Genomic DNA, 26,837 nt, shown 5'->3' on the forward strand with positions numbered 1-26,837 from the left:
GCCTACCTTGTCAGGATCATGCGTCGCTATTGGCTGATATTCGCTCAGGCCGTCACGGTGTGTCTGGCCATTTTATTCGTGGTGACTACCCTGCGGCCGGACTGGCTGCGCCTGTCGGCCTCGGCGCCGGGCGCGGCCCCCGTGCCGGGCGGCGCGCGGGTGCCCGGCGAGTCGTCGTATGCGGCGGCGGTGGCGAAGGCGGCGCCGGCGGTGGTCAACGTTTTCACGTCCAAGCACGTCAATGTGCCGTTGGTGCCACTGCCCGACGACCCGGTGCTGCGCCAGCTGTTCGGCCAGGTGCCGGGCCTGAGCCGGCGTGAATCGTCCACCAGCCTGGGTTCGGGGGTCATCGTCAGCGGCGAAGGCTATGTGCTGACCAATTACCACGTGGTCGAGGCGGCTGACGCCATCGAGGTCGCCCTGGCGGACGGCCGGCGCGGCAGCGCCAAGGTGGTGGGGGCCGACCCCGACACCGATCTGGCGGTGCTGAAGCTGGATGCCGGCACCCGGCCGCTGCCCGTGGCGGCGCTGGCGGCCGATCGCAACCTGCGCGTGGGCGACGTGGTGCTGGCTATCGGCAACCCGTTCGGCGTGGGGCAGACCACCACGCAAGGCATTGTTTCGGCGCTGGGCCGCAACGGGCTGGGCATCAATACCTACGAGAACTTCATCCAGACCGACGCGGCCATCAATCCGGGCAATTCCGGGGGCGCGCTGATCGACGCACAGGGCAACCTGGTGGGCATCAACACCGCCATTTATTCCGAGTCGGGCGGCTCGCTCGGCATTGGGTTCGCCATTCCGATCGATGCCGCGCGCAAGGTCATGGACGACATCGTCAAGACCGGCTCGGTGCGGCGCGGCTGGCTGGGCATCGAGCCGCAGGACATTACGCCGGAACTGGCGCGGGCCTTCGGGCTGCCGGCCGACACGCACGGCGTGGTGATCGCCGGCGTGATGCGCGACGGTCCGGCCGGCAAGGCCGGCCTGCGCGTGGGCGACATCGTGCAAACCGTGAACGGCGCGCCGGTGCTGGATACGGTGTCGATGCTGCGGCTGACCGCGGCACTGCCGCCCGGCGAAAAGGCCTCGTTGGGCATCCTGCGCGGCGGCAAGGCGCGCGATGTGACGGTAGTGGCGGGCACGCGGCCGGCTCGGCCGCGCTAATCGGATCCCGCAGCGCATGGCGCTTCGGGGTGGATTTTTTGTTCAGGCGTCGTTGGCGATGAGGCGGACGACGGCCACGATTTTTTTTCGGGTGTCGGTGGGCAGCTTGCTCATCAGGGCCTGTAGTTCGGCGGTGTAGCCGTCTGAAGGCGCGGCGCGCGCAGGCACGGCGCCGGGCGCGGCGCCCTCGATGCCGTCGGTCAGCCAGGGTACCGTGGTGTCGAGCGCCATGGCCAGCCGCTGCAGGGTGCTGCGGGTAGGCGAATAGGTTTCATCGCGGGTCAGGATGCGATGAATGGAAGATTGCGGCACCCCCGATATGCGTGCCAGTTGATTCTGGCTTTTGATGCCACGCCACTGCATACGGGCGCGCAGGCGGTGTGCGAGTGTCATGCCGACAATTTACGGGCACCGGCCAGCGCCCGGCAAGAGTCGCCGGGCGGGGTTCATTGCGCTTGATCATGCCGGCCCGGGGGGCGGTGCGGCCGTGTCAGTGGTGCTCGGTCAGGCCGCTGGCCGCGTCGGCGTCATGGTCTTTCTTTTCGGGGGTGACCATGCGCGCGCAGATCAGGCCCACTTCGTACAGCAGCACCAGCGGCACGGCCAGCATGAACTGGCTGACCACGTCGGGCGGCGTGACCACCGCCGCGATGATGAAGGCGCCCACCACCACGTAGCCGCGCGCGCTGCGTAGCTTGGAAAGCTCGACGATGCCGGTCTTGACGAGCAGCACCACCGCGACCGGGACTTCGAAGGTGATGCCGAAAGCCATGAACATGGTCATGACGAAGCTGAGATAGGCTTCGATGTCGGGCGCCGGCGTGATGGATTGCGGCGCGAAGGTCGCAATGAAGTGGAAAACGGTGCGGAACACGAAGAAATAGCAGAACGCCATGCCCAGGATGAACAGCAGCGTGCTGGACACGATGAGCGGCAGGGCCAGGCGTTTTTCGTGCCGGTAGAGGCCTGGCGCCACGAACGCCCACGCCTGGTACAGCACGACCGGCAGCGCAACCACGAAGGCGGCCATCAGGGTGACCTTGACCGGCACCATGAACGGCGTGATGACGCCGGTGGCGATCATGCGGGTGCCTTCAGGCAGCGAGGCGAGCATCGGCTGGGCCAGGACGTCGTAGATGACCGAAGCGCCGGGATAGATGAACAGCACCACGAAAATGCCGAGCACGGCCACGGCGGCCTTCATGAGGCGGCTGCGCAGCTCGACCAGGTGCGAAATGAAGGTTTCTTGCGGCTGTTCCTGGTCCAGCTCGTCGGGCTTGGCGTCCTGGGTCACGGGGTGGCACCGGTTTTCGGTTGGTCGGCGGGCTGTGCCGGCGCGGCGGGGGCCTCGGGAGCTTGCACGGCCTGCGGCGCATCGGCCACAGGCGGGGCGGGCTCGGCCGGCTCGGCGGCCGGGCTGCCCGAGACGGCCTGCCGGGCTTCGCGGGCCGTGTCGTTCAGATCGTTGCGCAGCGTGTTTTCGGTGTCGCGCAGCGACGATTGCACGCTGTTGGCGGCTTCGTCCATTTCGCTTTTGAACTTGCGCAGTTCGTCGATCTCGATTTCGCGTTGGATGTCGCTTTTGACGTCGTTGACGTAGCGCTGCGCGCGGCCGAGCAGGTGCCCGACGGTGCGCGCGACCTTGGGCAGCCGTTCGGGCCCGATGACGATCAGCGCGATGACGCCGATTACCATCAGCTCAGTGAAACTGACATCAAACATGCGACATCTGCTCGCTCAAAAAGGCACGCAAGCAATGCCCGGCGGCATTGCTGCGGGAGGGGGGCACGCCGGAAAAATCAGGAGTTGGTTTTTTCTTTGGCCTGGACGTCGATGGTGTCGTCGGCGACTTTCTGTTGCGTGACCTGTTCGGCCGGCTTGTCGCTGTTGGCGTCTTTCATGCCTTCTTTGAAGCCTTTGACGGCGCCGCCGAGATCGCTGCCGATGTTGCGCAGTTTCTTGGTGCCGAATACCAAGGCAACGATGACCAGGACGATCAACCAGTGCCAAATGCTGAAGCTACCCATGATGACGGTTCTCCGTGATTATGCGTTGGGAGCCATGCGCCCTTTCCAGGGACGCTGACCGCCGATGATATGGAAATGCAGGTGGGGGACTTCCTGGCCGCCTTCGACGCCGGAATTGGCCATCAGGCGAAAGCCCCCTTCCGGTCCCGGACGGCAACCGTTGTCGGCCGCCAGGCGGGATGCCAAAGTAACCATTCTACCCAACCAGCCGGCGTCTTCGGGGCCGATGTCTTGCAGCGAGACAACGTGGCGCCGCGGAATCAGCAGCAAGTGCACCGGCGCGGCCGGGTTGATGTCGTGGAAGGCCACGAATTCTTCGTCTTCGTGGACCTTTTTCGAGGGAATTTCGCCGCGGGCGATCTTGCAGAAGATACAGTTGTCGCTCATAGGGGTTCCGTGCTCAGGATGCGGGGCGCCGTGCTTTTTCTTCCAGGCCCGACAGGCCTTCCCGGCGTGCCAGTTCGGCCAGCACGTCTTCGGGCCGCAGATTGTAGTGAGTCAAGGTGACGAGGCAATGAAACCATAGGTCGGCGGTTTCGCTGACGATGCGTTCGGGCACGCCGTCTTTGGCGGCCATGACCAGCTCGGTGGCTTCTTCGCCGATCTTTTTCAGGAATGCGTCGGGTCCCTTGGCCAGCAGCCTGGCCGTGTACGAGCTTTGCGGGTCGCCGCCGCGGTCGGGGCGGCGGGTGGCCAGGGTGTCGGCCAGGCGGGCCAGCGTATCGGTGGTGGAAGGGGCGGCGGTGCTCATTTGTAGATGTGTTCCGGGTCTTTCAGCACGGGGTCGACGGTGACCCACGACGCGCTGCCGGCCGGACCTTCGAGGCGCCGGAAGAAGCAGCTGGCGCGGCCGGTGTGGCAGGCGATGCCGCCTTCCTGGTGCACCTTGAGCAGCACGACGTCGCCGTCGCAGTCCAGGCGCAGGTCGTGCACGGTTTGCGTGTGACCCGATTCTTCGCCCTTGCGCCACAGGCGCTGGCGCGAGCGCGACCAATACACCGCGCGGCCGGTGGCGGCGGTTTCGGCCAGGGCTTCGCGGTTCATCCAGGCAACCATCAGGATCTGGCCGTTTTCGGCGTCTTGCGCGATGGCGGGTATCAGGCCGTTGTCGTCGAAGGCGACGTCGGCCATCCAGGCGGGGTCGGTATTCATGGGAACAGTCTAATCCAGTCTGACGGCGATGCCTTGCTTTGCCATGAACGCCTTGCATTCGCGCACGGTATGCTGGCCGAAGTGGAAGATGCTGGCGGCCAGCACGGCGCTGGCGCGCCCGGTGGTAACCCCGTCGGCCAGGTGCTGCAGGCTGCCCACGCCGCCCGAGGCGATGACCGGCACCGGCACGGCGTCGGATACCGCGCGGGTGAGTTCGAGGTCGAAGCCGGCCTTGGTGCCGTCGCGGTCCATGCTGGTGAGCAGGATTTCGCCGGCGCCGTAGGCGGCCATGCGGCTGGCCCATTGCACGGCGTCAAGGCCGGTGGGCTTGCGTCCGCCATGGGTGAAGACTTCCCAGCGCGCCGGCTCGTCCGGCTGTGACACGCGGCGCGCGTCGATGGCCACCACGATGCATTGCGAGCCGTGATAGTCGGCGGCCGCGCGCACCAGTTCGGGGTTGGCCACGGCGGCGCTGTTGATGCTGATTTTGTCGGCGCCGGCGTTGAGCAGGCGCTGGATGTCGGACACCTGGCGCACCCCGCCGCCCACGGTAAGGGGAATGAATACCTGCGAGGCCACCTGCTCGATGATGGGCAGGATCAGGTCGCGGCCGTCGCTGGTGGCGGTGATGTCGAGGAAGGTGAGCTCGTCGGCGCCCTGTTCATCGTAGCGGCGGGCGATTTCGACCGGATCGCCGGCATCGGCCAGGTTGACGAAGTTGACGCCCTTGACCACCCGGCCGGCCGTGACGTCGAGACAGGGAATGATGCGGCGGGTGAGCGCCGTGGCGGCGCCTGTGCCCTGCTCCGCGGCGCCTTGCGTGGTGGCGGCGTTCATTGGGTGAGTTCGTCGGCGCGGGCCTGGGCGGCTTGGAAGTCGAGCGCGCCTTCGTAGATGCTGCGGCCCAGGATGGCGCCTTCGACGCCTTCTTCTTCGACCGCGCACAGCGCTTCGATGTCGGACAGGCCGGCGATGCCGCCGGAGGCGTATACGGGGATGCGCACGTGCTGCGCCAGCCGCACGGTGGCGTCGACATTCACGCCCGACAGCATGCCGTCGCGGCTGATGTCGGTGTAGATGATGGCCTCGCAGCCGTAGTCTTCGAACTTCTTGGCCAGGTCGAGCACGTCGTGGCGGGTGAGCTTGCTCCAGCCGTCGGTGGCGATCTTGCCGTCGCGCGCGTCCAGGCCGACGATGATGTGGCCGGGAAAGGCGCCGCAGGCATCTTGCAGGAAGCCGGGGTTCTTGACCGCGGCCGTGCCGATGATGACGTACGAGATGCCGGCGTCGAGATAGGACTCGATGGTGTCGAGATCGCGGATGCCACCGCCGATCTGGACCGGAATGTCGTCGCCGACGGCGTCGAGGATGGCCTTGATGGGCGCGTCGTTCTTGGGCTTGCCCGCCACGGCGCCGTTCAGGTCGACCAGGTGCAGGCGGCGCGCGCCCAGGTCGAGCCAGTGGGTGGCCATGGCGGCGGGGTCTTCAGAGAATACCGTTGCCTCGTCGAGGTCTCCCTGGCGCAGGCGTACGCAGCGCCCGTCTTTGAGATCGATGGCGGGGATCAGCAGCATGGTGGATAGCGAGCGTTGAAAAAATCGGTTGAGAAAATGCCGGCCGAAGCTCGTACGGGGGCGGCTATGGGTTCCAGTCTACAAAATTGCGGTACAGGCGCAAACCGTGGGCCGCGCTTTTCTCGGGGTGGAACTGCACCGCGAAAATGTTAGCGGCTGCCACGGCGCACGTAAATGTAACGCCGTAGTCGGTTTCCCCTACGGTAAGGGCGGGATCGGCCGGCGCGGCATAGTAGCTGTGCACGAAATAAAAATGCGTATGGTCGGGAATGCCGTCCCACAAGGCATGAGAGCGCGTCTGGCGGACTTGGTTCCAGCCCATGTGGGGCACCTTGAGCCGTTCGGCCCCGTTCTGGGCGAGGTCGTCGCCGGCGAACTGGGCGCCCGCGAAGCGGCGCACCTTGCCGGGGAACAGGCCCAGGCAGGGGGTGTCGCCCTCTTCGCTGGCCTCGAACAGCATTTGTTCGCCCACGCACACGCCCAGCAGCGGCTTGGCGCGCGCGGCGCGCACTACGGCTTCGCGCAGGCCGGATTCGTTCAGGGTGCGCATGCAGTCGGGCATGGCGCCCTGACCGGGAAATACGACGCGGTCGGCCGCGTCGATGTCGGCGGCGCGGTTGCAGATGCGGATGTCGGCATCGGGCGCGGCAAAGCGCAGCGCCCGGGCCACGGAATGGAAATTGCCCATTCCGTAGTCGACGATGGCGATAGTGGTCACGGGAATCTGCCTGGCGGGGTGTTACAGGACGCCTTTGGTGGACGGCACCGCGCCGCCCATGCGGGGATCGAGCTCCAGGGCCATGCGCAGCGCGCGGCCGAAGGCCTTGAAGACCGTTTCGCATTGGTGGTGGGCGTTGACGCCGCGCAGATTGTCGATGTGCAGGGTGACCAGGGCATGGTTGACCAGGCCCTGGAAGAATTCACGGGTGAGGTCGACATCGAAGTCGCCAATGCGCGCGCGCGTGAACGGGATGTGATATTCGAGGCCGGGGCGGCCGGAGAAATCGATGACCACGCGCGACAGGGCTTCGTCGAGCGGCACGTAGGCGTGCCCGTAGCGGCGCAGGCCGGCCTTGTCGCCGACTGCCTTGGCGATGGCCATGCCCAGCGTGATGCCGACGTCTTCCACCGTGTGGTGGGCGTCGATGTGCAGGTCGCCCTCGGCCTTGATGTCGAGGTCGATGAGGCCATGCCGCGCGATCTGGTCGAGCATGTGGTCGAGGAACGGCACGCCGGTGTCGAGCGTCTGCTTGCCGGTGCCGTCGAGATTGACGGCCACGCGGATGCGCGTTTCGTTGGTGTTGCGGGTGATTTCGGCGGTACGCATAAAAGGAAGGCGAGCCTAATTGGAGCTGAGGATATCTTGCAGGGCGCTTAGCAGCGCGCGGTTTTCGTCGGGCGTGCCCACCGAGATGCGCAGGCAATCGGCCAGCAGGGGGTGCGCGCCGGCAACGTTCTTGACCAGTATTTTGCGCGTTTTCAGCGCAAGATGCACGGCGTTGCCGCCCGGCTTGCCGGAAAAGCGCGCAAGTACGAAGTTGGCGGCGCTGCGGTACACCGTGACCCCCGGCAGGGCTGCCAGGCTGTCGGCCAGGGGTTCGCGGTCGGCGCGCAGCCGCGCGGCCTGGCCGTCGAGCACCGGCTTGTGGCGCAGCACGGCGCGCAGCGCGGCCTGCGTCAGTACGTTCAGGTTGTATGGCGGGCGCACCTTGTCGAACTCGGCGATCCAGTCGGGGTGGCCCGCCAGATAGCCGAAGCGCAGGCCGGCCAGGCCTATTTTGGACACGGTGCGCAGCACCACGGCGTGGGGCAGTTCGGGCAGGCGCGGCATCCAGGAGTGCCCGGCAAAGGGCTGGTAGGCCTCGTCCAGCACCACCAGGCCCGGGGCCGCGTCCAGTATGGCCTGCACGGCGGCGTCGGGCCACAGCCCCCCGGTGGGATTGTTGGGCAGCGCCAGGAACACCACCTTGGGGCGATGTTGCGCAATGGCCTGCAGCATGGCGGGCAAGTCGAGTTGCAGGTCGGCCGTGAGCGGCACGCCCACGAAGCGGGCGTGGTCGAAGCGCGCCGCCATGTCGAAATACACAAACGACGGCCACGGCGACAGCACCGTGTCGCCCGGCTGGCAACAGGCCTGCACGATCAGGTGGATGAGCTCGTCCGACCCGTTGCCGAACAGCAGGCCGGCCTGCGGCGGAATGCCGAAAGCCTGCCGGACCTCATTGGCCAGGGCGGTGGGGTCGCCCGGAGGGTAGCGGTTGAGCGCCGTTTCGCGCACTGCGCGGGCGATGTCGTCGCGCACGGCATCGGGCAGCGCGTAGGGGCATTCCATGGCATCGAGCTTGATGCCGTCCGCCGCCGGCGGCACCGGGTAGGCGGTCAGTACGCGGATGTCGGCCCGGACGGTCGCGGTGATGCGGTCGGCCGGGTTGGCGGCGTTCATTGAGTGTCCAGCCGGTATTGCGCGCTGGCGGCGTGTGCCGGCAAGCCTTCGCCCAGGGCCAGTTCGGCGGCAATGCGGCCGAGCGTCTGCGCGCCCTGGCGCGACACCTGGATCAGGCTGGAGCGCTTCTGGAAGTCGTAGACGCCCAAGGGCGACGAGAACCGCGCCGTGCGCGACGTGGGCAGCACGTGGTTGGGGCCGGCACAGTAGTCGCCCAGCGATTCGGAACTGAAGCGGCCCATGAAGATGGCGCCCGCGTGGCGGATGCGGGCAGTCCAGTGTTCGGGCTGCTCGGTGGAGATTTCCAGGTGCTCGGGGGCGATGTCGTTGGCGATGGCGCAGGCTTCTTCGAGGTCGCGCACCAGGATCAGGGCGCCACGGTTGGCCAGGCTGACGCGCAGGATGTCGGCGCGCGGCATGGTGGGCAGCAGGCGGGCGATGGCGGCCTCGACTTCATCGATGAAGGCGGCGTCGGGGCACAGCAGGATGGACTGCGCCAGCTCGTCGTGCTCGGCCTGGGAGAACAGGTCCATGGCGATCCAGTCGGCCGGCGTCTTGCCGTCGCAGATGACCAGGATTTCGCTGGGGCCGGCGATCATGTCGATGCCCACGGTGCCGAATACGCGGCGCTTGGCCGCGGCCACGTAGGCGTTGCCCGGCCCGACGATTTTGTCCACCGCCGGCACGGTGGCCGTGCCATAGGCCAGCGCGCCGATGGCCTGCGCCCCGCCGATGGCGAAGGCGCGGTCGACCCCGGCAATGGCGGCGGCCGCCAGCACGATGGGGTTGCGCGCGCCGTCGGGCGTGGGCGTGACCATGACCAGTTCCGGCACCCCGGCCACCTTGGCCGGAATGGCGTTCATCAGCACCGACGACGGATAGGCTGCCTTGCCGCCGGGCACGTACAGGCCCACCCGGTCGAGCGGCGTGATCTGCTGGCCCAGCAGGTTGCCTTCGGAGTCGGTGTAGGTCCAGGTTTCGCCGCGCTGGTGCTCGTGGTAGGCGCGCACGCGGTCGGCGGCGGTTTCCAGCGCGTTGCGCTGCGCGGCCGGCAAGGCGGCCAGGGCGGCATGCCAGTCGGCCTTGGGGATTTCGAGCGCTTCGGCGGTGGCGGCGGCCACGCGGTCGAAGCGTTGGGTGTATTCGAGCAGCGCGGCGTCGCCGCGGCTACGCACGTCGGCCAGGATGCCGGCGGCGGCGCGGTCGATGGATTCGTCTTCGGCGGCCTCGAAGGCCAGCAGTTTGGACAGCGCGGAAGCAAAATCCGGCTGGCGGGAGTCGAGGCGGTTGATCAGGGCGGCCATGGCGTCACGGAAGAGCGGAAAACACACCCGCGACGGCGTTATTGCGGGTGGCCGCCGCCGCAGGCAAAGACATAGTGTAGCGGGCGCGGCCCGCCGGTGGCCGCGTCAGCTGGCGGCGGTTCCTTGGGCGGCCCGCTGGAACGCCTGCAGCAGGGGCTGCAGGCGCGCGCCGCGGGTCTTGAGCGAGGCCTGGTTGACGATCAGGCGCGACGAGATGGCCATGATGTCTTCTACGGCGACCAGGTCGTTGGCGCGTAGCGTGCCACCCGACGACACCAGGTCGACGATGCAGTCGGCCAGCCCGACCAGCGGGGCCAGTTCCATCGAGCCGTACAGCTTGATGATGTCGACGTACACGCCCTTGGCGGCGAAGTGCTCGCGGGCGGACTGGACGTACTTGGTGGCCACGCGCAGGCGCGCGCCCTGGTGCACCGCGGCCTGGTAATCGAAGCCGTTGCGCACGGCCACGCACAGCCGGCACTTGGCGATGTCGAGGTCGATGGGCTGGTACAGGCCGCCCGGATGCTGGGCGGCGTGCTCGATCAGGACGTCTTTGCCGGCGATGCCCAGGTCGGCCGCGCCGTACTGCACATAGGTGGGCACGTCGGAGGCGCGCACGATGATCAGCCGCAGGGCCGGATCGCTGGTGGGCAGGATCAGCTTGCGCGACTTTTCGGGGTTCTCGGCGACTTCGATGCCGGCTTCGGCCAACAGCGGCAGGGTTTCTTCGAAAATGCGGCCCTTGGACAACGCCAGGGTGATGGGCGCGGCAGGTGTGGAGCTCATGCGGGTTCCTTGCCGGTCAGGCGCTGGATGTTGGCGCCCAGGGCGCGCAGCTTGACTTCCATTCGGTCGTAGCCGCGGTCGAGGTGATAGATGCGGTCGACCTGGGTCTGGCCTTCGGCGGCCAGGCCGGCGATGACCAGGCTGGCCGAGGCGCGCAGGTCGGTGGCCATGACCGCGGCGCCCGACAAGCGCGGCACGCCGCGCACCACGGCGGTATGGCCGTCGATGTCGATGTCGGCGCCCATGCGGCGCAGTTCCTGCACGTGCATGTAGCGGTTCTCGAAGATGTTCTCGACGATGACCGCGGTGCCCTGCGCCACGGTGTCGAGCGCCATCAGCTGGGCTTGCATGTCGGTGGCGAAGCCCGGATATTCGTGCGTGCGGGCGCCCACGGCGCGAGGCCGGCCCTGCATGGCGCCGCGAATCCAGTCGGGGCCGGTTTCGATGGTGAGGCCGGCCTCGATCAGCTTGTCGAGCGTGGCGCCCAGGGTGTCGGGGGCGGCGTTGCGCAGCGTGATGTCGCCGCCGGCCGCGCCGACGGCGCAAAGGAACGTGCCGGCCTCGATGCGGTCGGGTATGACGCTGTGCTCGGCGCCGTGCAGGCTGGCCACGCCGTCGATGACGATGCGGTCGGTGCCATGGCCCTGGATGCGGGCGCCCATCTTGATGAGCAGTTCGGCCAGGTCGACGATTTCAGGTTCGCGCGCGGCGTTTTCGAGCACCGTCTGGCCCTCGGCCAGCACGGCGGCCATGAGTAGGTTTTCGGTGCCCGTGACCGTGACCATGTCGGTGCGGATGGAGGCGCCCTTCAGGCGCGCGGCCTGCGCCACCACGAAGCCATGCTCGATGCGGATGTCCGCGCCCAGCGCCGCCATGCCCTTGATGTGCTGGTCGACCGGGCGCTGGCCGATGGTGCAGCCGCCCGGCAGGCTGACGCGAGCCTGGCCGAAGCGCGCCAGCAGCGGCCCCAGCACCAGGATGGACGCGCGCATGGTCTTGACCAGATCGTAGGGGGCTTCGAGATTGTCGACCTGGCTGGCCTGCACGGTGACGATGCCGTCGGCCCCGCGCTCGGCGCGCACGCCCATGCGGCCCAGCAGGCGCAGCATGGTAGAGGTGTCGTTCAGGTCGGGCACGTTGGCCAGGACCAGCGGGTCGGCGGTGAGCAGGCCGGCGCACAGGATGGGCAGGGCCGAGTTCTTGGCCCCCGAGATGGTGACTTCGCCGCGCAACTGCGCGCCGCCGGTAATGCGTAGCTTGTCCATCAGTTGCCTGCCTTGGCGTATTCTTCGGGGGTCATCGTGCGCATGGACAGCGCGTGGATTTCAGCCTTCATGCGTTCGCCCAGCGCGGCGTACACCAGCTGGTGCCGCGCGATCAGGCGCTTGCCCTCGAAGGCGGGGCTGACGATCACCGCGTCGAAGTGCGAGCCGTCGCCCTGCACGTCCAGATGTTCGCAGGGCAGGTTGTCGGCGATGTATTGGCGGACCTGCTCGGGGGTGGGTAGCATGGACGTCAGTTCCTGAGTTTGTAGCCGCTGGCCAGCAGCCGCATCGCGAAGATCGCCAGCACGGCGAATACCCCCGATACCACGGCCAGGCTGTGCCACGGCGAGACATCCGATACCGAGAAAAACCCGTAGCGGAAGCCGTCGATAGTGTAGAAGATGGGGTTCCAGTGCGACACCGCCTGCCAGAAGGGCGGCAGCGTGTGAATGGAATAGAACACGCCCGACAAGAACGTGGCCGGCATGATCAGGAAGTTCTGGAATACCGCCAGTTGGTCGAATTTTTCGGACCACAGGCCGGCGACCAGGCCCAGCGTGCCCATGATGCCGCTGGCGAGAACGGCGAAGATCACGATCCAGAGCGGGTGGGCCGGCGGCAGCGGCGTGAAGCACACGGCCACCAGCCACACACAGGCCCCCACCGCCAGGCCGCGCGCCATGGCGGCCAGCAGGTAGGCCGAGAAAATCTCGCGGTGCGACAGCGGCGGCAGCAGCACGAACACCAGGTTGCCCGTGATGCGGCTCTGGATCAGCGACGACGACGGGTTGGCGAAGGCATTCTGCAGCATGCTCATCATCATCAGCCCGGGGATCAGGAACGAGGTGTACGGCACGGTGCCATACACCATGACGCGCCCCTCCAGCACGTGGGCGAACACCAGCAGGTACAGCAGCGCCGTGACCACTGGCGCGGCGATGGTCTGGAAGGCGACTTTCCAGAAGCGCAGCAGTTCCTTGCGCAGCAGGGTGGGAAAGCCCGAGCCGGCATCCAGGCGGGGCTGCACCAGCGGGGCGGCGGGAGTAAGAGGCGGAGTCACGAGGCGATCTCTTCGGGTTCGAGGTCGGCCACGGGGGCGTCGTCGCGGTGCATGATGCGCACGAAGGCGTCTTCGAGGTCGACGCCGCCCACGCGGGCCAGCAGCGCCTGGGTGGTGTCCAGCGCCACGATGCGGCCGGCCTTGAGCATGGCGATGCGGCCGCACAGGGCTTCCGCTTCTTCCAGGTAGTGCGTGGTCAGCATGATGGTGTGGCCGGCTTTGTTCAGGCGCGAGATGAATTCCCACAGGGTGCGGCGCAGGTCGACGTCGACGCCCGCGGTGGGTTCGTCCAGCACGATGACGGGCGGCCGGTGCACCAGCGCCTGGGCCACCAGCACGCGCCGCTTCATGCCGCCCGACAGGGCGCGCATGTTGGCGTTGGCCTTGTCGGCCAGCCCCAGGTTGAACAGGATTTCGTCGATCCAGTCGTCGTTCTTGCGCAGGCCGAAATAGCCGGACTGGATGCGCAGGGTTTCGCGCACAGTGAAGAACGGATCGTAGACGAGTTCTTGCGGCACCACGCCCAGCGCGCGGCGGGCCGATTTGTAGTCGGTGGCGACATCGTAGCCGCACACGCTGGCGCGGCCGCTGGTGGCGCGGGCCAGGCCGGCCAGGATGGAAATCAGGGTGGTCTTGCCGGCGCCGTTGGGGCCCAGCAGGCCGAAGAATTCACCCGGCTCGATGGTCAGGCTGACGTCGTTCAGGGCCTGGAAGCCCGGGCCAGCGGTGTGCCCAAGCAGCCGTTTCCAGCCAGGCGAGCGCGGCGGGTAGATCTTGGAGACGTGATCGAGACTGACGGCGGACATGACAGCGGCGAGAAAGCCCTGGAAAGAGCGAATCGCCCATTATAAATGGCAGCCCGCGGCCGGGCCGCGGGCCAGCGCGCGGGGGTTACTGGTTGCGCTGGTTCAGGGCCTTGATCAGGCCGTCGATGCCGGACTGGTTGATTTCCTGGGCGAACTGGTTACGGTAGTTCTGGATCAGCCAGATGCCTTCGACGTTCATGTCGTAGATGCGCCAGCCCTGCTGGGGGTCTTTTTCCAGGCGGTAGTCCACGCCCACCGGCTGGCCGTTGGCCTGGGTGATCAGGCTGCGCACCACCACATCATCGGCGTTGGGGTCGCCGCGAAACGGCAGCAGCTTGATGGTGGTGGCCTGCGTGACGCCCGTGAGCGCGCCGCTGTAGGTGCGGATCAGGGTGCCCCGGAAGGCGTCGGCCAGCGCTGTTTTCTGCTCGGCAGTGGCCTGGCGCCAGTAGCGGCCGGCCGCCAGCTGGGTGGTCTTGCGGAAATTGACGTAGGGCAGGATGTAGGTGTCGACCGCCTGGTTCACGCGGGCCAGGTCGCCCGAGCGCAGCTGGCCGTCGGCCTTGAGCGCGGCCAGGGCTTCGTTGGCCGCGTCCAGCACGAACTGGTCGGGCGCGCCGTGGGGGTCGGGTTTGGCCTGGGCGGCGGCGGTGGCCGTCAGCAGGCCGAGCACGCCGGCGAAGAACAGACGCTGCAACAGGGAATAGACAGGAAACCGCATGAGAACTCCTCGCTGTTAGGGGCGCCCGCGCCGTTACGGTTTGGGCGCGGCCGGCGGCTGGGCCGGGGCGGAGGCCGGAGCCGCCTTGTCGTCGCCATCGTCGCTGTAATCGGGCAGGTCGCCGCCGTCGTCGCTGTAGTCGGGCAGGTTGCCCTCGCCGGTGGCGGTGCCCCGCACCATGGCGGCCCGGCGCTGCAGGTAGGCGTCGCGCACGAAGCTGTACGGATCGAGCGCGACCCGGTCGACCATGTCGGTGGTGTCGAGCAGGCTGGCGCGCGTGTCGACGATGTCGAGGCCCCACAGCGAATTGCGCCAGCGCGTGTTTTCGATGGCGCCCGGGTTGGAATAGGTGATCATGCCGCCCTGCCAGTCGCCGATCAGGCCCACGCCGTCGCGCACCGTGCTGGCGCCCAGGATGGGCAGCACCAGGTACGGGCCCTGGCCAAAGCCCCACACGCCAAGCGTGGTGCCGAAATCGTTGGGGATCTTGCGGGCGCCATTGGCCGACGCGACGTCGAAACAGCCGCCGATGCCCATGGTGGTGTTGAACAGGAAGCGGCCCAGGGTATTGACGAAGTCGTGGCCGCGGCCCTGCAGGAAGCTGTTGGTGGCGCCCCACAGGTCGCCCACGTTGCTGAACATGTTGTGGATGCAGCTGCGTACCGGCTGCGGGGTGACGTAGGTATAGGCCTGCGCCACCGGCTTGAGCAGGGCGCGGTCGACCGTGTCGTTGAACTTGTACACGCCGCGGTTGAAGCCTTCCCAGGGATCGCGCGGGTCGGGGTTGCCAGGCGTGGCGCAGCCCGCCGTGAGGGCGCAGGCTGCCAGGACGGAGGCAAGACGGGCGTAAGTAGGCATATTCATGGTCGGACGGCCCCCGGGGGCAAGTTCGGGTCGGTTTTCAGTGTGCCGGCGTGACGGGCGTGCGCGGCTCAAAACGGGCAATTATGTACGGCGTGTCGGGAAAAGGGGTTAATTCCCCGGTGTCGAGCCCTGTTTTTCGGCGCTGCCGTACAGGAACTTGCTGATCAACTGTTCGAGCACGACGGCGCTCTGGGTGTAGCGGATCTTGCCGCCGTCGGCGAAGTTCTCTTCTTCGCTGCCTGCCGACAGCCCGACGTATTGTTCGCCCAGCAGACCCGACGTGAGGATGGACGCGGAGGAATCTTTGGGAAACTGGTAGCCCTCTTCGAGGTCGAGCGTGACCACGGCCTGGAAGACCTTGTCGTCGAAGCTGATCTTGCCGACCCGGCCCACCACCACGCCGGCGCTCTTGACCGGGGCGCGGACTTTCAGGCCGCCGATGTTGTCGAAGTTGGCGGTCAGGGTATAGGTGGGGGTGAATGAAAAGCTGCTGAGATTGCCTGCCCGCAGGGCCAGGAACACCAGCGCGGCGGCGCCCAGCAGCACGAAGAGCCCCACCCAGAAATCGGTTTTTTCGCGTGACATGATGAATCCGTATCAGTTGCCAAACATCAGGGCGGTAAGGAGGAAGTCGAGGCCCAGCACCGCCAGCGAGCCCACCACCACGGTACGCGTCGTGGCGCGCGCCACGCCTTCGGGCGTGGGCCGCGCCTGCCAGCCTTCGTACAGGGCAACCAGAGTGACGGTAACGCCGAACACCAGGCTTTTCAGTACGCCGTTGGCCACGTCGTCCCAGACGTCGACGCCGCTTTGCATCTGCGACCAGAACGCGCCGGCGTCGACGCCGATGAGCAGCACGCCCACCACCCAGCCGCCCAGGATGCCCACCATGGAAAACACGGCGGCCAGCACCGGCATGGCGATGATGCCGCCCCACAAGCGCGGCACCAGCACCCGACGCATCGGGTCGACCGCCATGACTTCCATCGCGGCGAGCTGCTCGCCGGCCTTCATGAGGCCGATTTCAGCGGTAAGCGAGGTGCCGGCGCGCCCGGCGAACAGCAGCGCCGTGACGACCGGGCCCAGTTCGCGCACCAGCGACAGCGCCACCAGCAGGCCCAGCGCTTCTTCGGAGCCATAGCGGTTCAGGGTGTAGTAGCCCTGCAACCCGAGCACGAAGCCGACGAACATGCCGGAGACGATAATGATCAGCAGCGAATAGTTGCCGATGAAATGAACCTGCTGCGACACCAGGCGCGGGCGCGATACGGCGATGCCGCTGCGCGCCAGCAAGGCGCCCAGGAAACGGGTAAAGAACCCCACGCCACTGACCTGGGCGCGCACCCAACCGCCCAGCGCTTGCACCGGCCCGCTCATGGTTTGCGCCCCTCTTGTTGCGCCAGCCAGGCCTGGAAGGCCGGCGTGTCGGGATACTGGAAGGCCACCGGGCCGTCGGGCTCGCCGCGCAGGAACTGCCTGACGTACGGGTCTTGCGAGTCGGACAGGGTTTGCGGCGTGCCGGCGGCTACCAGCCGGCCCTGCCCCACCAGATAAACCTGGTCGGCGATGGCGAACGATTCTTGTACGTCGTGCGTGATCAGCACCGAGGCACAGTGCAGGCGGTCGGCCAGGTCGCGGATCAGGCGCGCGGTGATGCCCATGGAAATCGGGTCCAGGCCGGCGAAGGGTTCGTCGTAAAGAATGAGCTCGGGTTCGAGCACCACGGCGCGCGCCAGCGCGACGCGCCGCGACATGCCGCCGGAAATCTCGGCCACCCGCAGGTGCGCGGCGGCGCGCAGGCCGACTGCGTCGAGCTTGTCGAGCACCCGCGCCGTGACTTCAGGTTCGGGCAGGCGGGTGTGCTCGCGCAGGGGGAAGGCCACGTTTTCGAAGACGTTCAGGTCGGTGAACAGCGCGCCCTGCTGGAACAACACGCCCATGCGCTTGCGCAGCGCTTGCACCGTGTCGCCGTTGGCCTGGCCGATGTCGGTGCCGAATACCCGCACCTGGCCGCGCAGCGCCGGCAACTGGCCGGTGGCCGCGCGCAGCAGCGTGGTCTTGCCGGAACCCGAGCCGCCCATGACGGCCACCACCTGGCCTGCCTGGACGGCCATGTTGATGTCTTGCAATACCGTGAAGTCGCCATAGCCGAGCGCCACCCCGTCGAGCGACAGGGCGAGATCCGGGCTATCGGGAATGTGATCGGGCATAGGCAATGGCAAGTGGGCCGGAGCTGGCAAAGGTGAGCCCGGCAGCGGCGATCATTGTAACGTGCCCTCGCGCTGCCGCTGATGTGCCTGATGGTGACCTTATTGCACCCTTATGTTGCCATTTTTGAGCACTTGCGGCCATTTGCAGAGATCGCGGGCGGCGCTGGCCGGCCTGTCCTCGCAGTGCCGCCCGCCGCCTGCCCGACCGGACGCTTGCCGCCGTGGCTAAGCGCGTTGCGGCAGCGCCAGCGCTCCGGCGGCCAGCAGCGCGGCGCTGGCCGCCAGCACTGCCGGCAGCCCGATGCCGTGGCGAGCCGCCCACGCCGCTGCCAACGGGCCCAGGATCTGGCCCAGGGCGAAGGCGGCTGTCATGGCGGCCGCGGCACGGGCGGCATTGCCGCCCGCGCTGCGGCGCGCGGCCTGCATGCCGGCCTGGGTGATGACCACGAACGTGCCTCCTACCAGCAGCGCCGCCAGGGCTGTGGCGCCCAGCGAATCCAGCAGGGCCGGTGCCGCCATGCCCGCGGCCATGAGCAACTGGGCGGCGCGCCAGATGTGCCTTTCGTTGCGGCCGCGCGCCAGGCGCGGCGCGAGCAGGCAAGAGACCGCGGCGGCTGCGCCGAAGCACGGCCACACCCAGCCGAATACGGCCGGGTCCGACACCTGGGCCTTGGCCATGGCGGGCAGGAACGTGGCCGGCACGATATAGCCCATGCCGAACAGGCCATAGTGCAGCACCAGCCAGCGCGCGCCGCGCTCGCCGCCGGGGCTGGCCTGCGAGATGCCATGGGCCGCGTGCTTGGCTGGCGTGGCGCGCGCCGCGGGGGCAGGAGCGGGTGCGCGGACCAGGGCGGCCGCGACCATGGCGCTGGCAGCCAATGCCAGCACGCCGAGCGCCCGCCAGCTGGCATCGGCGCTCGCGCCCTGCTGCATCAAGACCAGGCAGGCCAGGCCGCTGGCCGCGATGCCGATGCCCACGCCGGCGTAGGTCCAGTTCATGACCGGCCCTTCGCGCGGATCGCCGGCCGGCACGGGCCGCCAGGCAGCAACGCAGATAAACGTATAGGCGCTGGCATAGCCGGCCGCCAGGCGCAGCGCCAGCCAGGCCGCCATGCCGTCGAGCTGGCCCATGGCCAGCGTCAGCAAGCCGGCGGCGGCCAGGCTGCCCAGCAGCCCGGCGCGCAGGCGGCGAATGGGGAACGCCACGGCGGCCAGCGCGCCCAGCAGGTAGCCCGCATAGTTGGCCGAAGCCAGCCAGCCGCCTTGCGCCAGGCTCAGGCCGGCGTCCTGGGCCATGAGGGGCCATAGCGGGGTGAACGCGAACCGGCCTATGCCCATGGCCACCGCCAGGGCAAGCAGGCCGGGCCAGGCCAGAAGCAGGGGAAAAGACGAGCGGGGGATCGAGGCGGCTGGCATGCTGCCAGTCTAGGCGAGTATGATTATCATGAAAAGTGAATAATTAAGAACATAAGTTCTTGAAATGAGAAATCTCGATCTCGACGCACTGCAGATATTCAAAGCCGTGGCCGAGCGCGGCGGGGTGGCGCGCGCGGCCGCGCACCTGAACCGTGTGCAATCCAATGTGTCGACCCGGTTGCGCCAGTTGGAAGCCGCCCTGGGCGCCACGCTGTTTCAGCGCCAGAACCGCCGCCTGGTGCTGTCGGCGCAGGGCCGGCTGCTGCTCGACTACGCCGACCGTCTGCTGCAACTGTCCGACGAAGCCCAGGCCGCCTTGCGCGCGGGCACGCCTGGCGGCCTGCTGCGGGTGGGCACCATGGAAAGCACGGCGGCGGCGCGGTTGCCGCCCATTCTGGCGGCCTATCATCAGACTTGGCCCCAGGTGCGCATCGAGCTGGTATCGGGCACCAGCGGCGCGCTGGTGAACCAGGTGCATCGCGGCGATATCGAAGCCGCGTTCGTGGCCCGCCCCTATGCCGAAGACGGCCTGGACGCCGCACCGGCTTTCACTGAAGAGCTGGCGCTGATTTCCCCACTGGCCCGCCCGCCCGTCGAGCGGGCGCAAGACCTGCGCGGCGCCACGCTCATTGCCTTCAGCACTGGCTGTTCGTACCGCCGCATCCTGGAAACCTGGCTGGCCCAGGAAAACGTGGCGCCCGGCAGCATCATGGAATTCGCTTCGTACCATGCCATCGTGGCCTGCGTGGCTGCCGGCACGGGCGTGGCCATTGTGCCCCGCTCGGTGCTGGGCGTTCTGCAGGCCGAGGCCTCGCTGCGGGTGTGCGCCCTGCCGCAGCCGTTTGCGCAGGCGCCCACCATGCTGGTGTGGCGGCGCGGGCACCAGTCGCCGGCGCTCGACGCGCTGCGCGCCGGGCTGCCCGGCGCTGCGGCCGCCTAGAAGCGGTACCCTACGGCAACCGTGGCCACCCAGGGGTCGATGCGCGCCGTGCCGATACGCTGGCCGTCCAGCTTGACCTTCGACGAGATGTCGATATAGCGCAGGTCGGCATTCAGGAACCAGCGGTCATCGAGCTTGACGTCCACGCCGACCTGGCCGGCCAGGCCCCACGAATCGCCCAATTTCAGGTCCGAGCCGGATAGCGCGCCGCGAGTCTGGGTGTCGAAGAAGTGGGTGTAGTTCAGGCCCACGCCGACATAGGGCTGCACCGTGCTGTCGGGCAGGAAATGCCATTGCAGGCTGAGCGTGGGCGGCAGGTGCTTGGTGGTGCCGATCTTGCCCAGGCCGCCGCTGCCGCGGATGTCGTGCTGGAACGGCCAGGCGCCCAGCAGTTCGATGCCGATATGCCGCGTGGCCATGTAGGCAACGGTGAAACTGGGGCGCACATTGCTGCTGACATCCAGGTCGACGGCGCCGTTCAACACGCTGCCATTGTTGGATTTGGGGCTGACTTGCGTCACGCCCAGCCTGAACAGCCAGTCGCCTGCTTCGTGAGCGTGCGCGAGGGGGGCGGTCAGGCCGGCCGTGCACAGGGCGGCGGCCAGAAGGGTGCGTAATGACATGAAGCTCTCCGTAAGAAGCCGATATTTCTCGGCAATAGAGAGATTCGCAGGCCGCCACGAAAGACGGCTTGATCCATGTCAGCAGTAGGGTTATTAATTGGGGTCGCAATAAAGCTGTCTGATTCCCGACGCACGCCAGCGCGCCGGAAACCAGACTTCACCCCCCTTCAGCGCGGCAGCTCGGTGGCGCCCATCAGGTATTCGTCGACCGCCCGGGCGCACTGTCGCCCTTCGCGGATGGCCCATACCACCAGCGACTGGCCGCGGCGCATGTCACCGGCCGCGAAGACCTTGTCGACGCTGGTGCGGTAGTCGTCGGTGTTGGCGCGGACGTTGCCGCGCGCGTCGCGGTCTACGCCGAACGCGTCCAGCACGTTCTGCACGGGCGACACGAAGCCCATGGCCAGCAACACCAGGTCGGCCTGAATCTCGAATTCGGAGCCTTCGACCTCGCGCATTTTCATCTGGCCGGTGGCTTCGTCCTTGAACCACTCGACCCGCGCGCCCACCAGCTTCTCGACCTTGCCGTTGCTGCCCTTGAACAGCTTGGTGGTTACCGACCAGTCGCGTTCGCAGCCTTCTTCGTGCGACGACGAGGTGCGCAGCTTCAGGGGCCAGTACGGCCACACCAGCGGCTTGTTCTCGGACTCGGGGGGCTGGGGCATCAGTTCGAACTGGGTGACCGAGGCCGCGCCCTGGCGGTTGCTGGTGCCCACGCAGTCAGAGCCGGTGTCGCCGCCGCCAATTACCACCACATGCTTGCCCTTGGCCAGGGTCTGGCCAGTAAGGCGGTCGCCCGCCACGGCCTTGTTCTGCTGGCGCAGGAAATCCATGGCGAAATACACGCCGTCGAGCTCGCGGCCCGGCACCGGCAGGTCGCGCGGGGTTTCCGAACCGCCGCTCATGACCACGGCATCGAATTCGGCCAGCAGCGAATCGGGCGTGCGCACGGTCAGGCCGTCGGCGATCGGGTCGGCCGGATTGCCCACATAGGTGGACGGCGCGAACTCCACGCCTTCGGCTTCCATCTGGGCAATGCGGCGGTCGATCTGGGCTTTTTCCAGCTTGAAGTCGGGAATGCCGTAGCGCAGCAGGCCGCCGATGCGATCGCTTTTGTCGAATACCGTGACCGAATGGCCAGCGCGCGCCAGTTGCTGGGCGCAGGCCAGGCCGGCCGGGCCAGAGCCCACCACGGCGACTTTCTTGCCCGTTTTGCGCGCCGGCACCTGCGGCACCACCCAGCCTTCGGCCCAGCCCTTGTCGATGATGGCGTGCTCGATGGACTTGATGCCGACGGCGTCGCTGTTGATATTGAGCGTACAGGCGGCTTCGCACGGCGCCGGGCAGATGCGCCCGGTGAACTCGGGGAAGTTGTTGGTGGAATGCAGCACGTCGAGCGCGCGGCGCCACTCTTGCCGGTACACCAGGTCGTTCCAGTCGGGAATGATGTTGTTGACCGGGCAGCCGTTATTGCAGAACGGGATGCCGCAGTCCATGCAGCGCGCCGCCTGTTGCTTGGACTGCTCGTCGTTCAGGTGCAGGACGAATTCGCGCCAGTTCTTCAGGCGCTTCTGCGGGGCTTCGGCGGCTTCCTGCAGCCGCTGAAATTCCATAAAGCCAGTGATTTTTCCCATGGTTGATCCTCAGGGGCTCAGGCAGCCAGTTGTTCGGGGTTGGCTGCGCGCCACATTTCGCCCAATGCGCGGCGGTAATCGGTTGGCATCACCTTGATGAACTTGCCGCGCGACGCTTCCCAGTCGCCCAGGATTTCGCGGGCGCGGAAGCTGCCGGTGTAGCGGAAGTGGTCTTCGATGAGGCGGCGCAGGATGGCCTCGTCGGTTTCACGCTCGCCGCCGCGCTGCGCGCTGTGCCAATCTTCGCGGTTGTCTTGCGCCTGTTGCTCGGCATGCGGGACGACCGCTTCGAGTTCGACCATGGACAGGTTGCAGCGATCCTTGAAGCTGCGGTCCGGGTCCCAGACGTAGGCCACGCCGCCCGACATGCCGGCCGCGAAGTTGCGGCCCGTGGAGCCCAGCACCACTACCGTGCCGCCGGTCATGTATTCGCAGCCGTGGTCGCCGGTGCCTTCCACCACCGCGGCCGCGCCCGAGTTGCGCACGGCGAAGCGTTCGCCGGCCACCCCGTTGAAGAAGGCCTCGCCGGCCAGCGCGCCGTACAGCACGGTATTGCCGACGATGATGTGGTCGGGGCCGAAGCCGCGGAAGTCGTTGGGCGAGCGCACGATGATGCGACCGCCCGACAGGCCCTTGCCGACGTAGTCGTTGCCTTCGCCCACCAGATCGAGCGTGATGCCATGCGCCAGGAAGGCGCCGAAGCTCTGCCCGGCGGTGCCGTTGCACTGGATGTGGATGGTGTCGTCGGGCAGCCCTTCGTGGCCGTAGCGTGCCGCCAGCGCGCCCGACAGCATGGCGCCCACGGTGCGGTTGCGGTTGCGCACCGGGGTAATGAACGACACTTTTTCGCCGCGCTCGAGCGCGGGCTTGCTGCGCTCGATGAGCAGGTGGTCCAGCGCGCCGGCCAGGCCGTGGTCTTGCGATTCGGTCTGGCGCTTTTCGGTGTCGACTTGAGGCTGGTAGAACACGCGGCTGAAGTCCAGGCCTTGCGCCTTCCAGTGGTCGATGCTGGCGCGCATGTCGAGCAGGTCGGCGCGGCCGATCAGGTCGTCGAACTTGCGAATGCCCAGCTGGGCCATGATTTCGCGCACTTCTTCGGCAATGAAGAAGAAGAAGTTCACCACATGCTCGGGCTTGCCCTGGAACTTGCGGCGCAGCACCGGGTCTTGCGTGGCCACGCCCACCGGGCAGGTGTTCAGGTGGCACTTGCGCATCATGATGCAGCCTTCGACCACCAGCGGCGCGGTGGCGAAGCCGAACTCATCGGCGCCCAGCAGCGCGCCGATGACGACGTCGCGGCCGGTTTTCATCTGGCCGTCGGCCTGCACGCGGATGCGGCTGCGCAGGCGGTTCAGCACCAGCGTCTGCTGGGTTTCGGCCAGGCCGAGTTCCCAGGGCGTGCCCACATGTTTGATCGACGACACGGGAGACGCGCCAGTGCCGCCGTCATGGCCGGCGATCACCACGTGGTCGGCCTTGGCCTTGGCCACGCCGGCCGCCACGGTGCCCACGCCCACTTCGGACACCAGCTTGACCGAGATCGAGGCCTTGCTGTTGACGTTCTTCAGGTCGTGGATGAGCTGGGCCAGGTCTTCGATGGAATAGATGTCATGGTGCGGCGGGGGCGAGATCAGGCCCACGCCCGGCACCGAATAGCGCAGCTTGGCGATGTACTCGGACACCTTGTGGCCGGGCAACTGGCCGCCTTCGCCGGGCTTGGCGCCCTGCGCCATCTTGATCTGGATCTGGTCGGCGCTGGCCAGGTATTCGGCGGTGACGCCGAAGCGGCCCGAGGCAACCTGCTTGATGCGCGAGCGCAACGAGTCGCCGGCCTTCAGGGCCACGTCGGCTTCGATGCGTTCGCCGCCCAGCAGCGACGCCAGGGTGTCGCCGTCTTTGATGTTGCTCTTGCCGTCGCGCATTTCGGCGCGGTAGCGCAGTTCGTCTTCGCCGCCCTCGCCCGTGTTCGACTTGCCGCCGATGCGGTTCATGGCCACGGCCAGCACCGTGTGGGCTTCGGTGGAAATGGAGCCCAGCGACATGGCGCCGGTGGCAAAGCGCTTGACGATTTCCTTGGCCGGCTCGACTTCGTCGAGCGGAATGGCGCGCGCCGGATCGAAGCGGAATTCGAACAGGCCGCGCAGCGTCATGTGGCGGCGGCTCTGGTCGTTGATGATCTGGGCGTACTCTTTGTACGTGCGGTAGTTGTTGGCGCGCGAGGCGTGCTGCAGCTTGGCGATGGAGTCGGGCGTCCACATGTGCTCTTCGCCGCGCACGCGGAACGCGTATTCGCCGCCCGCGTCGAGATCGTTGGCCAGTACCGGGTCGGTGCTGAAGGCGGCGCGATGCTGGCGCAGCGCTTCTTCGGCCACCTGGAAGATGCCAATGCCCTCGACGTTCGAGGCCGTGCCGGTGAAGTACTTGTCGACCAGGGCGCGCTGCAGGCCCACGGCTTCGAAGATCTGCGCGCCGGTGTACGACATGTAGGTCGAGATGCCCATCTTGGACATGACCTTGTTCAGCCCCTTGCCGATCGCTTTGATGAAGTTCTTGACGGCTTTTTCGGGGTTGGGCATGCGGCTCAGCGATTCCAGCGCCAGGTACGGGTGGATGGCCTCGGCCCCGTAGCCGCCCAGTAGCGCGAAATGGTGCACTTCGCGGGCCGAGCCGGTTTCCACCACCAGGCCGGTGGCGGTGCGCAAGCCGGCGCGGATCAGGTGCTGGTGCACCGCCGAGGTGGCCAGCAGGGCCGGAATGGCGACGCGTTCGCTGTCGACCAGGCGGTCGGACACGATCAGGATGTTGTACCCGCTTTGCACCGCATCGACGGCGCGCGCGCACAGCGCGGCCACGCGCGCTTCGATGCCTTCGGAGCCCCAGGCCACCGGATAGGTGATGTCGAGCTCATAGCTGCGGAACTTCTTGCCCGTGGCCTGCTCGATGTCGCGGATCTGCGCCATGGCGGCGAAGTCGAGCACCGGCTGCGAGACTTCCAGGCGCAGCGGCGGGTTGACGTTGTTGATGTCCAGCAGGTTGGGCTTGGGGCCGATGAACGACACCAGCGACATCACCATCTGTTCGCGGATGGGATCGATGGGCGGGTTGGTGACCTGCGCGAACAGCTGGCGGAAATAGTTGTAGAACGGCTTGGCGCGGTTCGACAGCACGGCCAGCGGCGCGTCGTTGCCCATGGAGCCGATGACTTCCTCGCCGGTGGCGGCCATGGGTTCGAGAATGAACTTGTAGTCTTCCTGGGTCCAGCCGAAGGCCTGCTGGCGGTCGAGCAGCGACACGGCGGACTGGGCGGCCGGCGCGGCCGGCTTGGGCGCCGGCAGCGATTCCAGCTTGATCTGCAGGCGCTCGATCCATTGGCGGTACGGGCGGCTGTTGGCCAGCTGCAGCTTGATTTCGGCATCGTCGATGATGCGCCCCTGCTCCAGGTCGATGAGGAACATCTTGCCCGGTTGCAGGCGCCACTTCTTGATGATGCGGTTTTCGGGAATGGACAGCGTGCCGGCCTCGGACGCCATGATGACCATGTCGTCGTCGGTGATCAGGTAGCGCGCCGGGCGCAGACCGTTGCGGTCGAGCGTGGCGCCGATCTGGCGGCCGTCGGTGAACGCCACGGCCGCGGGGCCGTCCCAGGGTTCCATCATGGCCGCGTGGTACTCGTAGAACGCGCGGCGGCTTTCGTCCATGTGGGGATGCTGTTCCCAGGCTTCCGGGATCATCATCATCATGGCGTGGGCCAGCGAATAGCCCGAGTTCACCAGCAGTTCGAGGCAGTTGTCGAACGTGGCGGTATCGGACTGGCCTTCATAGACGATGGGGTACAGCTTTTTCAGGTCGTCGCCCAGCACGGCCGATTGCATCATGCCTTCGCGGGCACGCAGCCAGTTGAAGTTGCCCTTGACGGTGTTGATCTCGCCATTGTGCGCGATCATGCGGTAGGGGTGCGCCAGCGGCCAGGCCGGGAAAGTGTTGGTCGAGAAGCGCTGGTGCACCAGCGCCAGGGCCGACACGGTGCGCGGGTCGGCCAGGTCGCGGTAGTAGCGGCCCACCTGGTCGGCCAGCAGCAGGCCCTTGTAGACCACAGTGCGCACCGAGGCCGAGGGCACGAAATACTCTTTGCCGTGCGCCAGGCGCATGGCCTGGATGGCGTGGCTGGCCGTCTTGCGAATGACGTACAGCTTGCGTTCGAGCGCGTCGGGCACCATGACGTCGGCGCCGCGGCCGATGAACAGTTGGCGGATCACCGGCTCGACCGAGCGCACCGTGGGCGACATGGGCATGTCGACATCCACGGGCACGTCGCGCCAGCCCAGCACGGTCTGCCCTTCGGCCCGCACCGCGCGTTCGAGTTCCTGTTCGCAGGCCAGGCGCGAAGCCGTTTCCTTGGGCAGGAACACCATGGCCACGCCGTATTCGCCGGGCGGCGGCAGCACCACGCCCTGCTGGCCCATTTCGTCGCGGTACAGCGCGTCGGGAATCTGAATCAGGATGCCCGCGCCATCGCCCATGAGCTTGTCGGCGCCCACGGCGCCGCGGTGATCCAGGTTTTCCAGGATCTTCAGGCCCTGCTGGATGATGGCGTGGCTCTTGCGCCCCTTGATATGGGCGACGAAGCCGACGCCACAGGCGTCATGTTCGTGTTCGGGGTTGTACAGGCCCTGCCGTGCCGGAATGCCGATGCGGCGGGCATCGATGGGCGTTTCCGCCGGACGACAGGAAGTATCTTTTGAAGTAGGTGACATGGCGCGCTCCGCAGTGACCTGCGTCGGAATGTTGCAGTGCAAGGGCACGACGATACTGCGGCACAGCGGGCGGTGCAATAAGAATAAATAG

General features: G+C 67.3%; 29 protein-coding genes. 2 read left to right on the forward strand and 27 right to left on the reverse strand.

What is annotated here, in order from left to right:
* Window positions 1-18: 18 nt before the first annotated feature.
* A complete protein-coding gene (locus tag BPET_RS00625) occupies window positions 19-1,167 on the forward strand; it encodes a S1C family serine protease (protein ID WP_012247153.1) in 1,149 nt (382 codons plus the stop codon).
* A gap of 42 nt (window positions 1,168-1,209) precedes the next feature.
* Here the strand turns inward: BPET_RS00625 and BPET_RS00630 are convergent, their stop codons facing one another.
* From BPET_RS00630 to BPET_RS00745, 24 genes are all read right to left on the reverse strand, one after another.
* Window positions 1,210-1,560, reverse strand: coding sequence for a helix-turn-helix domain-containing protein (locus BPET_RS00630; RefSeq protein ID WP_012247154.1), 351 nt, complete (start codon window positions 1,558-1,560; stop codon window positions 1,210-1,212).
* Between the two features lie 97 nt (window positions 1,561-1,657).
* Entirely contained in the window at window positions 1,658-2,461 is an 804-nt protein-coding gene (tatC, locus tag BPET_RS00635) for a twin-arginine translocase subunit TatC (RefSeq protein ID WP_012247155.1), read from the reverse strand.
* Window positions 2,458-2,889 carry a Sec-independent protein translocase protein TatB gene (gene tatB, locus BPET_RS00640; RefSeq protein WP_012247156.1) on the reverse strand — a complete coding sequence of 144 codons (432 nt, stop codon included), beginning with the start codon at window positions 2,887-2,889 and terminating at the stop codon, window positions 2,458-2,460. Before tatB ends, tatC begins: the two co-directional genes overlap by 4 nt.
* Before the next feature lie 77 nt (window positions 2,890-2,966).
* Window positions 2,967-3,194, reverse strand: a complete 228-nt coding sequence (gene tatA / locus BPET_RS00645; protein WP_012247157.1) for a Sec-independent protein translocase subunit TatA — start codon at window positions 3,192-3,194, stop codon at window positions 2,967-2,969.
* An 18-nt stretch (window positions 3,195-3,212) separates the two neighbouring features.
* Window positions 3,213-3,581 carry a histidine triad nucleotide-binding protein gene (locus tag BPET_RS00650; protein ID WP_012247158.1) on the reverse strand — a complete coding sequence of 123 codons (369 nt, stop codon included), beginning with the start codon at window positions 3,579-3,581 and terminating at the stop codon, window positions 3,213-3,215.
* Window positions 3,582-3,594: 13 nt separating this feature from the next.
* A complete protein-coding gene (locus BPET_RS00655) occupies window positions 3,595-3,945 on the reverse strand; it encodes a phosphoribosyl-ATP diphosphatase (protein ID WP_012247159.1) in 351 nt (116 codons plus the stop codon).
* The gene (gene hisI, locus BPET_RS00660) at window positions 3,942-4,346 is read right to left on the reverse strand and encodes a phosphoribosyl-AMP cyclohydrolase (protein ID WP_012247160.1); all 405 of its coding nucleotides are present in this window, start codon (window positions 4,344-4,346) and stop codon (window positions 3,942-3,944) included. The genes BPET_RS00655 and hisI overlap by 4 nt, the downstream gene beginning before the upstream one ends.
* 9 nt (window positions 4,347-4,355) lie before the next feature.
* On the reverse strand, window positions 4,356-5,183 hold the full coding sequence (gene hisF, locus BPET_RS00665; protein ID WP_012247161.1) for an imidazole glycerol phosphate synthase subunit HisF: 828 nt from the start codon (window positions 5,181-5,183) through the stop codon (window positions 4,356-4,358).
* On the reverse strand, window positions 5,180-5,920 hold the full coding sequence (gene hisA / locus BPET_RS00670; RefSeq protein WP_012247162.1) for a 1-(5-phosphoribosyl)-5-[(5-phosphoribosylamino)methylideneamino]imidazole-4-carboxamide isomerase: 741 nt from the start codon (window positions 5,918-5,920) through the stop codon (window positions 5,180-5,182). The genes hisF and hisA overlap by 4 nt, the downstream gene beginning before the upstream one ends.
* A 64-nt stretch (window positions 5,921-5,984) precedes the next feature.
* Window positions 5,985-6,638 carry an imidazole glycerol phosphate synthase subunit HisH gene (gene hisH / locus BPET_RS00675; RefSeq protein WP_012247163.1) on the reverse strand — a complete coding sequence of 218 codons (654 nt, stop codon included), beginning with the start codon at window positions 6,636-6,638 and terminating at the stop codon, window positions 5,985-5,987.
* Window positions 6,639-6,659: 21 nt separating this feature from the next.
* The gene (gene hisB / locus BPET_RS00680) at window positions 6,660-7,247 is read right to left on the reverse strand and encodes an imidazoleglycerol-phosphate dehydratase HisB (protein ID WP_012247164.1); all 588 of its coding nucleotides are present in this window, start codon (window positions 7,245-7,247) and stop codon (window positions 6,660-6,662) included.
* Between the two features lie 15 nt (window positions 7,248-7,262).
* Window positions 7,263-8,363 carry a histidinol-phosphate transaminase gene (gene hisC, locus BPET_RS00685; protein WP_012247165.1) on the reverse strand — a complete coding sequence of 367 codons (1,101 nt, stop codon included), beginning with the start codon at window positions 8,361-8,363 and terminating at the stop codon, window positions 7,263-7,265.
* A complete protein-coding gene (gene hisD, locus BPET_RS00690) occupies window positions 8,360-9,667 on the reverse strand; it encodes a histidinol dehydrogenase (protein WP_012247166.1) in 1,308 nt (435 codons plus the stop codon). The genes hisC and hisD overlap by 4 nt, the downstream gene beginning before the upstream one ends.
* A gap of 105 nt (window positions 9,668-9,772) precedes the next feature.
* Window positions 9,773-10,453: an ATP phosphoribosyltransferase gene (hisG, locus tag BPET_RS00695; protein ID WP_012247167.1), complete on the reverse strand. Its 681-nt coding sequence runs from the start codon at window positions 10,451-10,453 to the stop codon at window positions 9,773-9,775.
* The gene (murA, locus tag BPET_RS00700; RefSeq protein ID WP_012247168.1) at window positions 10,450-11,718 is read right to left on the reverse strand and encodes a UDP-N-acetylglucosamine 1-carboxyvinyltransferase; all 1,269 of its coding nucleotides are present in this window, start codon (window positions 11,716-11,718) and stop codon (window positions 10,450-10,452) included. The genes hisG and murA overlap by 4 nt, the downstream gene beginning before the upstream one ends.
* Entirely contained in the window at window positions 11,718-11,963 is a 246-nt protein-coding gene (locus BPET_RS00705; protein ID WP_012247169.1) for a BolA family protein, read from the reverse strand. Before BPET_RS00705 ends, murA begins: the two co-directional genes overlap by 1 nt.
* Before the next feature lie 5 nt (window positions 11,964-11,968).
* Window positions 11,969-12,778: an ABC transporter permease gene (locus tag BPET_RS00710; RefSeq protein ID WP_012247170.1), complete on the reverse strand. Its 810-nt coding sequence runs from the start codon at window positions 12,776-12,778 to the stop codon at window positions 11,969-11,971.
* Entirely contained in the window at window positions 12,775-13,584 is an 810-nt protein-coding gene (locus BPET_RS00715; protein WP_012247171.1) for an ABC transporter ATP-binding protein, read from the reverse strand. Before BPET_RS00715 ends, BPET_RS00710 begins: the two co-directional genes overlap by 4 nt.
* An 85-nt stretch (window positions 13,585-13,669) precedes the next feature.
* Window positions 13,670-14,305 (reverse strand): MlaC/ttg2D family ABC transporter substrate-binding protein, encoded by a 636-nt coding sequence (locus BPET_RS00720; RefSeq protein ID WP_012247172.1) that lies wholly within the window; start codon window positions 14,303-14,305, stop codon window positions 13,670-13,672.
* Window positions 14,306-14,338: 33 nt separating this feature from the next.
* A complete protein-coding gene (locus tag BPET_RS00725) occupies window positions 14,339-15,169 on the reverse strand; it encodes an MlaA family lipoprotein (protein ID WP_012247173.1) in 831 nt (276 codons plus the stop codon).
* Window positions 15,170-15,277: 108 nt separating this feature from the next.
* On the reverse strand, window positions 15,278-15,754 hold the full coding sequence (gene mlaD / locus BPET_RS00730; protein WP_012247174.1) for an outer membrane lipid asymmetry maintenance protein MlaD: 477 nt from the start codon (window positions 15,752-15,754) through the stop codon (window positions 15,278-15,280).
* Between the two features lie 12 nt (window positions 15,755-15,766).
* A complete protein-coding gene (gene mlaE / locus BPET_RS00735; protein WP_012247175.1) occupies window positions 15,767-16,546 on the reverse strand; it encodes a lipid asymmetry maintenance ABC transporter permease subunit MlaE in 780 nt (259 codons plus the stop codon).
* Window positions 16,543-17,379, reverse strand: a complete 837-nt coding sequence (locus BPET_RS00740; protein ID WP_012247176.1) for an ABC transporter ATP-binding protein — start codon at window positions 17,377-17,379, stop codon at window positions 16,543-16,545. Before BPET_RS00740 ends, mlaE begins: the two co-directional genes overlap by 4 nt.
* Before the next feature lie 225 nt (window positions 17,380-17,604).
* On the reverse strand, window positions 17,605-18,795 hold the full coding sequence (locus BPET_RS00745) for a YbfB/YjiJ family MFS transporter (protein WP_012247177.1): 1,191 nt from the start codon (window positions 18,793-18,795) through the stop codon (window positions 17,605-17,607).
* A 64-nt stretch (window positions 18,796-18,859) separates the two neighbouring features.
* Here BPET_RS00745 and BPET_RS00750 point away from each other — a divergent pair, with 64 nt between their 5' ends.
* The gene (locus BPET_RS00750; protein ID WP_012247178.1) at window positions 18,860-19,735 is read left to right on the forward strand and encodes a LysR family transcriptional regulator; all 876 of its coding nucleotides are present in this window, start codon (window positions 18,860-18,862) and stop codon (window positions 19,733-19,735) included.
* Here BPET_RS00750 and BPET_RS00755 read toward each other — a convergent pair.
* The 3 genes from BPET_RS00755 to BPET_RS00765 form a co-directional block, all read right to left on the reverse strand.
* Window positions 19,732-20,358, reverse strand: coding sequence for an OmpW/AlkL family protein (locus tag BPET_RS00755; protein ID WP_012247179.1), 627 nt, complete (start codon window positions 20,356-20,358; stop codon window positions 19,732-19,734). The genes BPET_RS00750 and BPET_RS00755 overlap by 4 nt on opposite strands.
* A 167-nt stretch (window positions 20,359-20,525) precedes the next feature.
* A complete protein-coding gene (locus BPET_RS00760) occupies window positions 20,526-21,992 on the reverse strand; it encodes a glutamate synthase subunit beta (protein WP_012247180.1) in 1,467 nt (488 codons plus the stop codon).
* Window positions 21,993-22,009: 17 nt separating this feature from the next.
* A complete protein-coding gene (locus tag BPET_RS00765; protein ID WP_012247181.1) occupies window positions 22,010-26,746 on the reverse strand; it encodes a glutamate synthase-related protein in 4,737 nt (1,578 codons plus the stop codon).
* Window positions 26,747-26,837 lie beyond the last annotated feature (91 nt).

Origin of the sequence: Bordetella petrii, from assembly GCF_000067205.1 — a bacterium.
GTDB lineage: Bacteria > Pseudomonadota > Gammaproteobacteria > Burkholderiales > Burkholderiaceae_B > Bordetella_A > Bordetella_A petrii.

Excerpts from the sequence above, each read along its gene's own strand:
- BPET_RS00625 (WP_012247153.1), top strand. The coding sequence starts at position 19 with ATGCGTCGCTATTGGCTGATATTCGCTCAGGCCGTCACGGTGTGTCTG.
- BPET_RS00630 (WP_012247154.1), bottom strand. The coding sequence starts at position 1,560 with ATGACACTCGCACACCGCCTGCGCGCCCGTATGCAGTGGCGTGGCATC.
- tatB (WP_012247156.1), bottom strand. The coding sequence starts at position 2,889 with ATGTTTGATGTCAGTTTCACTGAGCTGATGGTAATCGGCGTCATCGCG.
- tatA (WP_012247157.1), bottom strand. The coding sequence starts at position 3,194 with ATGGGTAGCTTCAGCATTTGGCACTGGTTGATCGTCCTGGTCATCGTT.
- BPET_RS00650 (WP_012247158.1), bottom strand. The coding sequence starts at position 3,581 with ATGAGCGACAACTGTATCTTCTGCAAGATCGCCCGCGGCGAAATTCCC.
- BPET_RS00655 (WP_012247159.1), bottom strand. The coding sequence starts at position 3,945 with ATGAGCACCGCCGCCCCTTCCACCACCGATACGCTGGCCCGCCTGGCC.
- hisI (WP_012247160.1), bottom strand. The coding sequence starts at position 4,346 with ATGAATACCGACCCCGCCTGGATGGCCGACGTCGCCTTCGACGACAAC.
- hisF (WP_012247161.1), bottom strand. The coding sequence starts at position 5,183 with ATGAACGCCGCCACCACGCAAGGCGCCGCGGAGCAGGGCACAGGCGCC.
- hisA (WP_012247162.1), bottom strand. The coding sequence starts at position 5,920 with ATGCTGCTGATCCCCGCCATCGATCTCAAAGACGGGCGCTGCGTACGC.
- hisB (WP_012247164.1), bottom strand. The coding sequence starts at position 7,247 with ATGCGTACCGCCGAAATCACCCGCAACACCAACGAAACGCGCATCCGC.
- hisC (WP_012247165.1), bottom strand. The coding sequence starts at position 8,363 with ATGAACGCCGCCAACCCGGCCGACCGCATCACCGCGACCGTCCGGGCC.
- hisD (WP_012247166.1), bottom strand. The coding sequence starts at position 9,667 with ATGGCCGCCCTGATCAACCGCCTCGACTCCCGCCAGCCGGATTTTGCT.
- hisG (WP_012247167.1), bottom strand. The coding sequence starts at position 10,453 with ATGAGCTCCACACCTGCCGCGCCCATCACCCTGGCGTTGTCCAAGGGC.
- murA (WP_012247168.1), bottom strand. The coding sequence starts at position 11,718 with ATGGACAAGCTACGCATTACCGGCGGCGCGCAGTTGCGCGGCGAAGTC.
- BPET_RS00705 (WP_012247169.1), bottom strand. The coding sequence starts at position 11,963 with ATGCTACCCACCCCCGAGCAGGTCCGCCAATACATCGCCGACAACCTG.
- BPET_RS00715 (WP_012247171.1), bottom strand. The coding sequence starts at position 13,584 with ATGTCCGCCGTCAGTCTCGATCACGTCTCCAAGATCTACCCGCCGCGC.
- BPET_RS00720 (WP_012247172.1), bottom strand. The coding sequence starts at position 14,305 with ATGCGGTTTCCTGTCTATTCCCTGTTGCAGCGTCTGTTCTTCGCCGGC.
- BPET_RS00725 (WP_012247173.1), bottom strand. The coding sequence starts at position 15,169 with ATGAATATGCCTACTTACGCCCGTCTTGCCTCCGTCCTGGCAGCCTGC.
- mlaD (WP_012247174.1), bottom strand. The coding sequence starts at position 15,754 with ATGTCACGCGAAAAAACCGATTTCTGGGTGGGGCTCTTCGTGCTGCTG.
- mlaE (WP_012247175.1), bottom strand. The coding sequence starts at position 16,546 with ATGAGCGGGCCGGTGCAAGCGCTGGGCGGTTGGGTGCGCGCCCAGGTC.
- BPET_RS00740 (WP_012247176.1), bottom strand. The coding sequence starts at position 17,379 with ATGCCCGATCACATTCCCGATAGCCCGGATCTCGCCCTGTCGCTCGAC.
- BPET_RS00745 (WP_012247177.1), bottom strand. The coding sequence starts at position 18,795 with ATGCCAGCCGCCTCGATCCCCCGCTCGTCTTTTCCCCTGCTTCTGGCC.
- BPET_RS00750 (WP_012247178.1), top strand. The coding sequence starts at position 18,860 with ATGAGAAATCTCGATCTCGACGCACTGCAGATATTCAAAGCCGTGGCC.
- BPET_RS00755 (WP_012247179.1), bottom strand. The coding sequence starts at position 20,358 with ATGTCATTACGCACCCTTCTGGCCGCCGCCCTGTGCACGGCCGGCCTG.
- BPET_RS00760 (WP_012247180.1), bottom strand. The coding sequence starts at position 21,992 with ATGGGAAAAATCACTGGCTTTATGGAATTTCAGCGGCTGCAGGAAGCC.
- BPET_RS00765 (WP_012247181.1), bottom strand. The coding sequence starts at position 26,746 with ATGTCACCTACTTCAAAAGATACTTCCTGTCGTCCGGCGGAAACGCCC.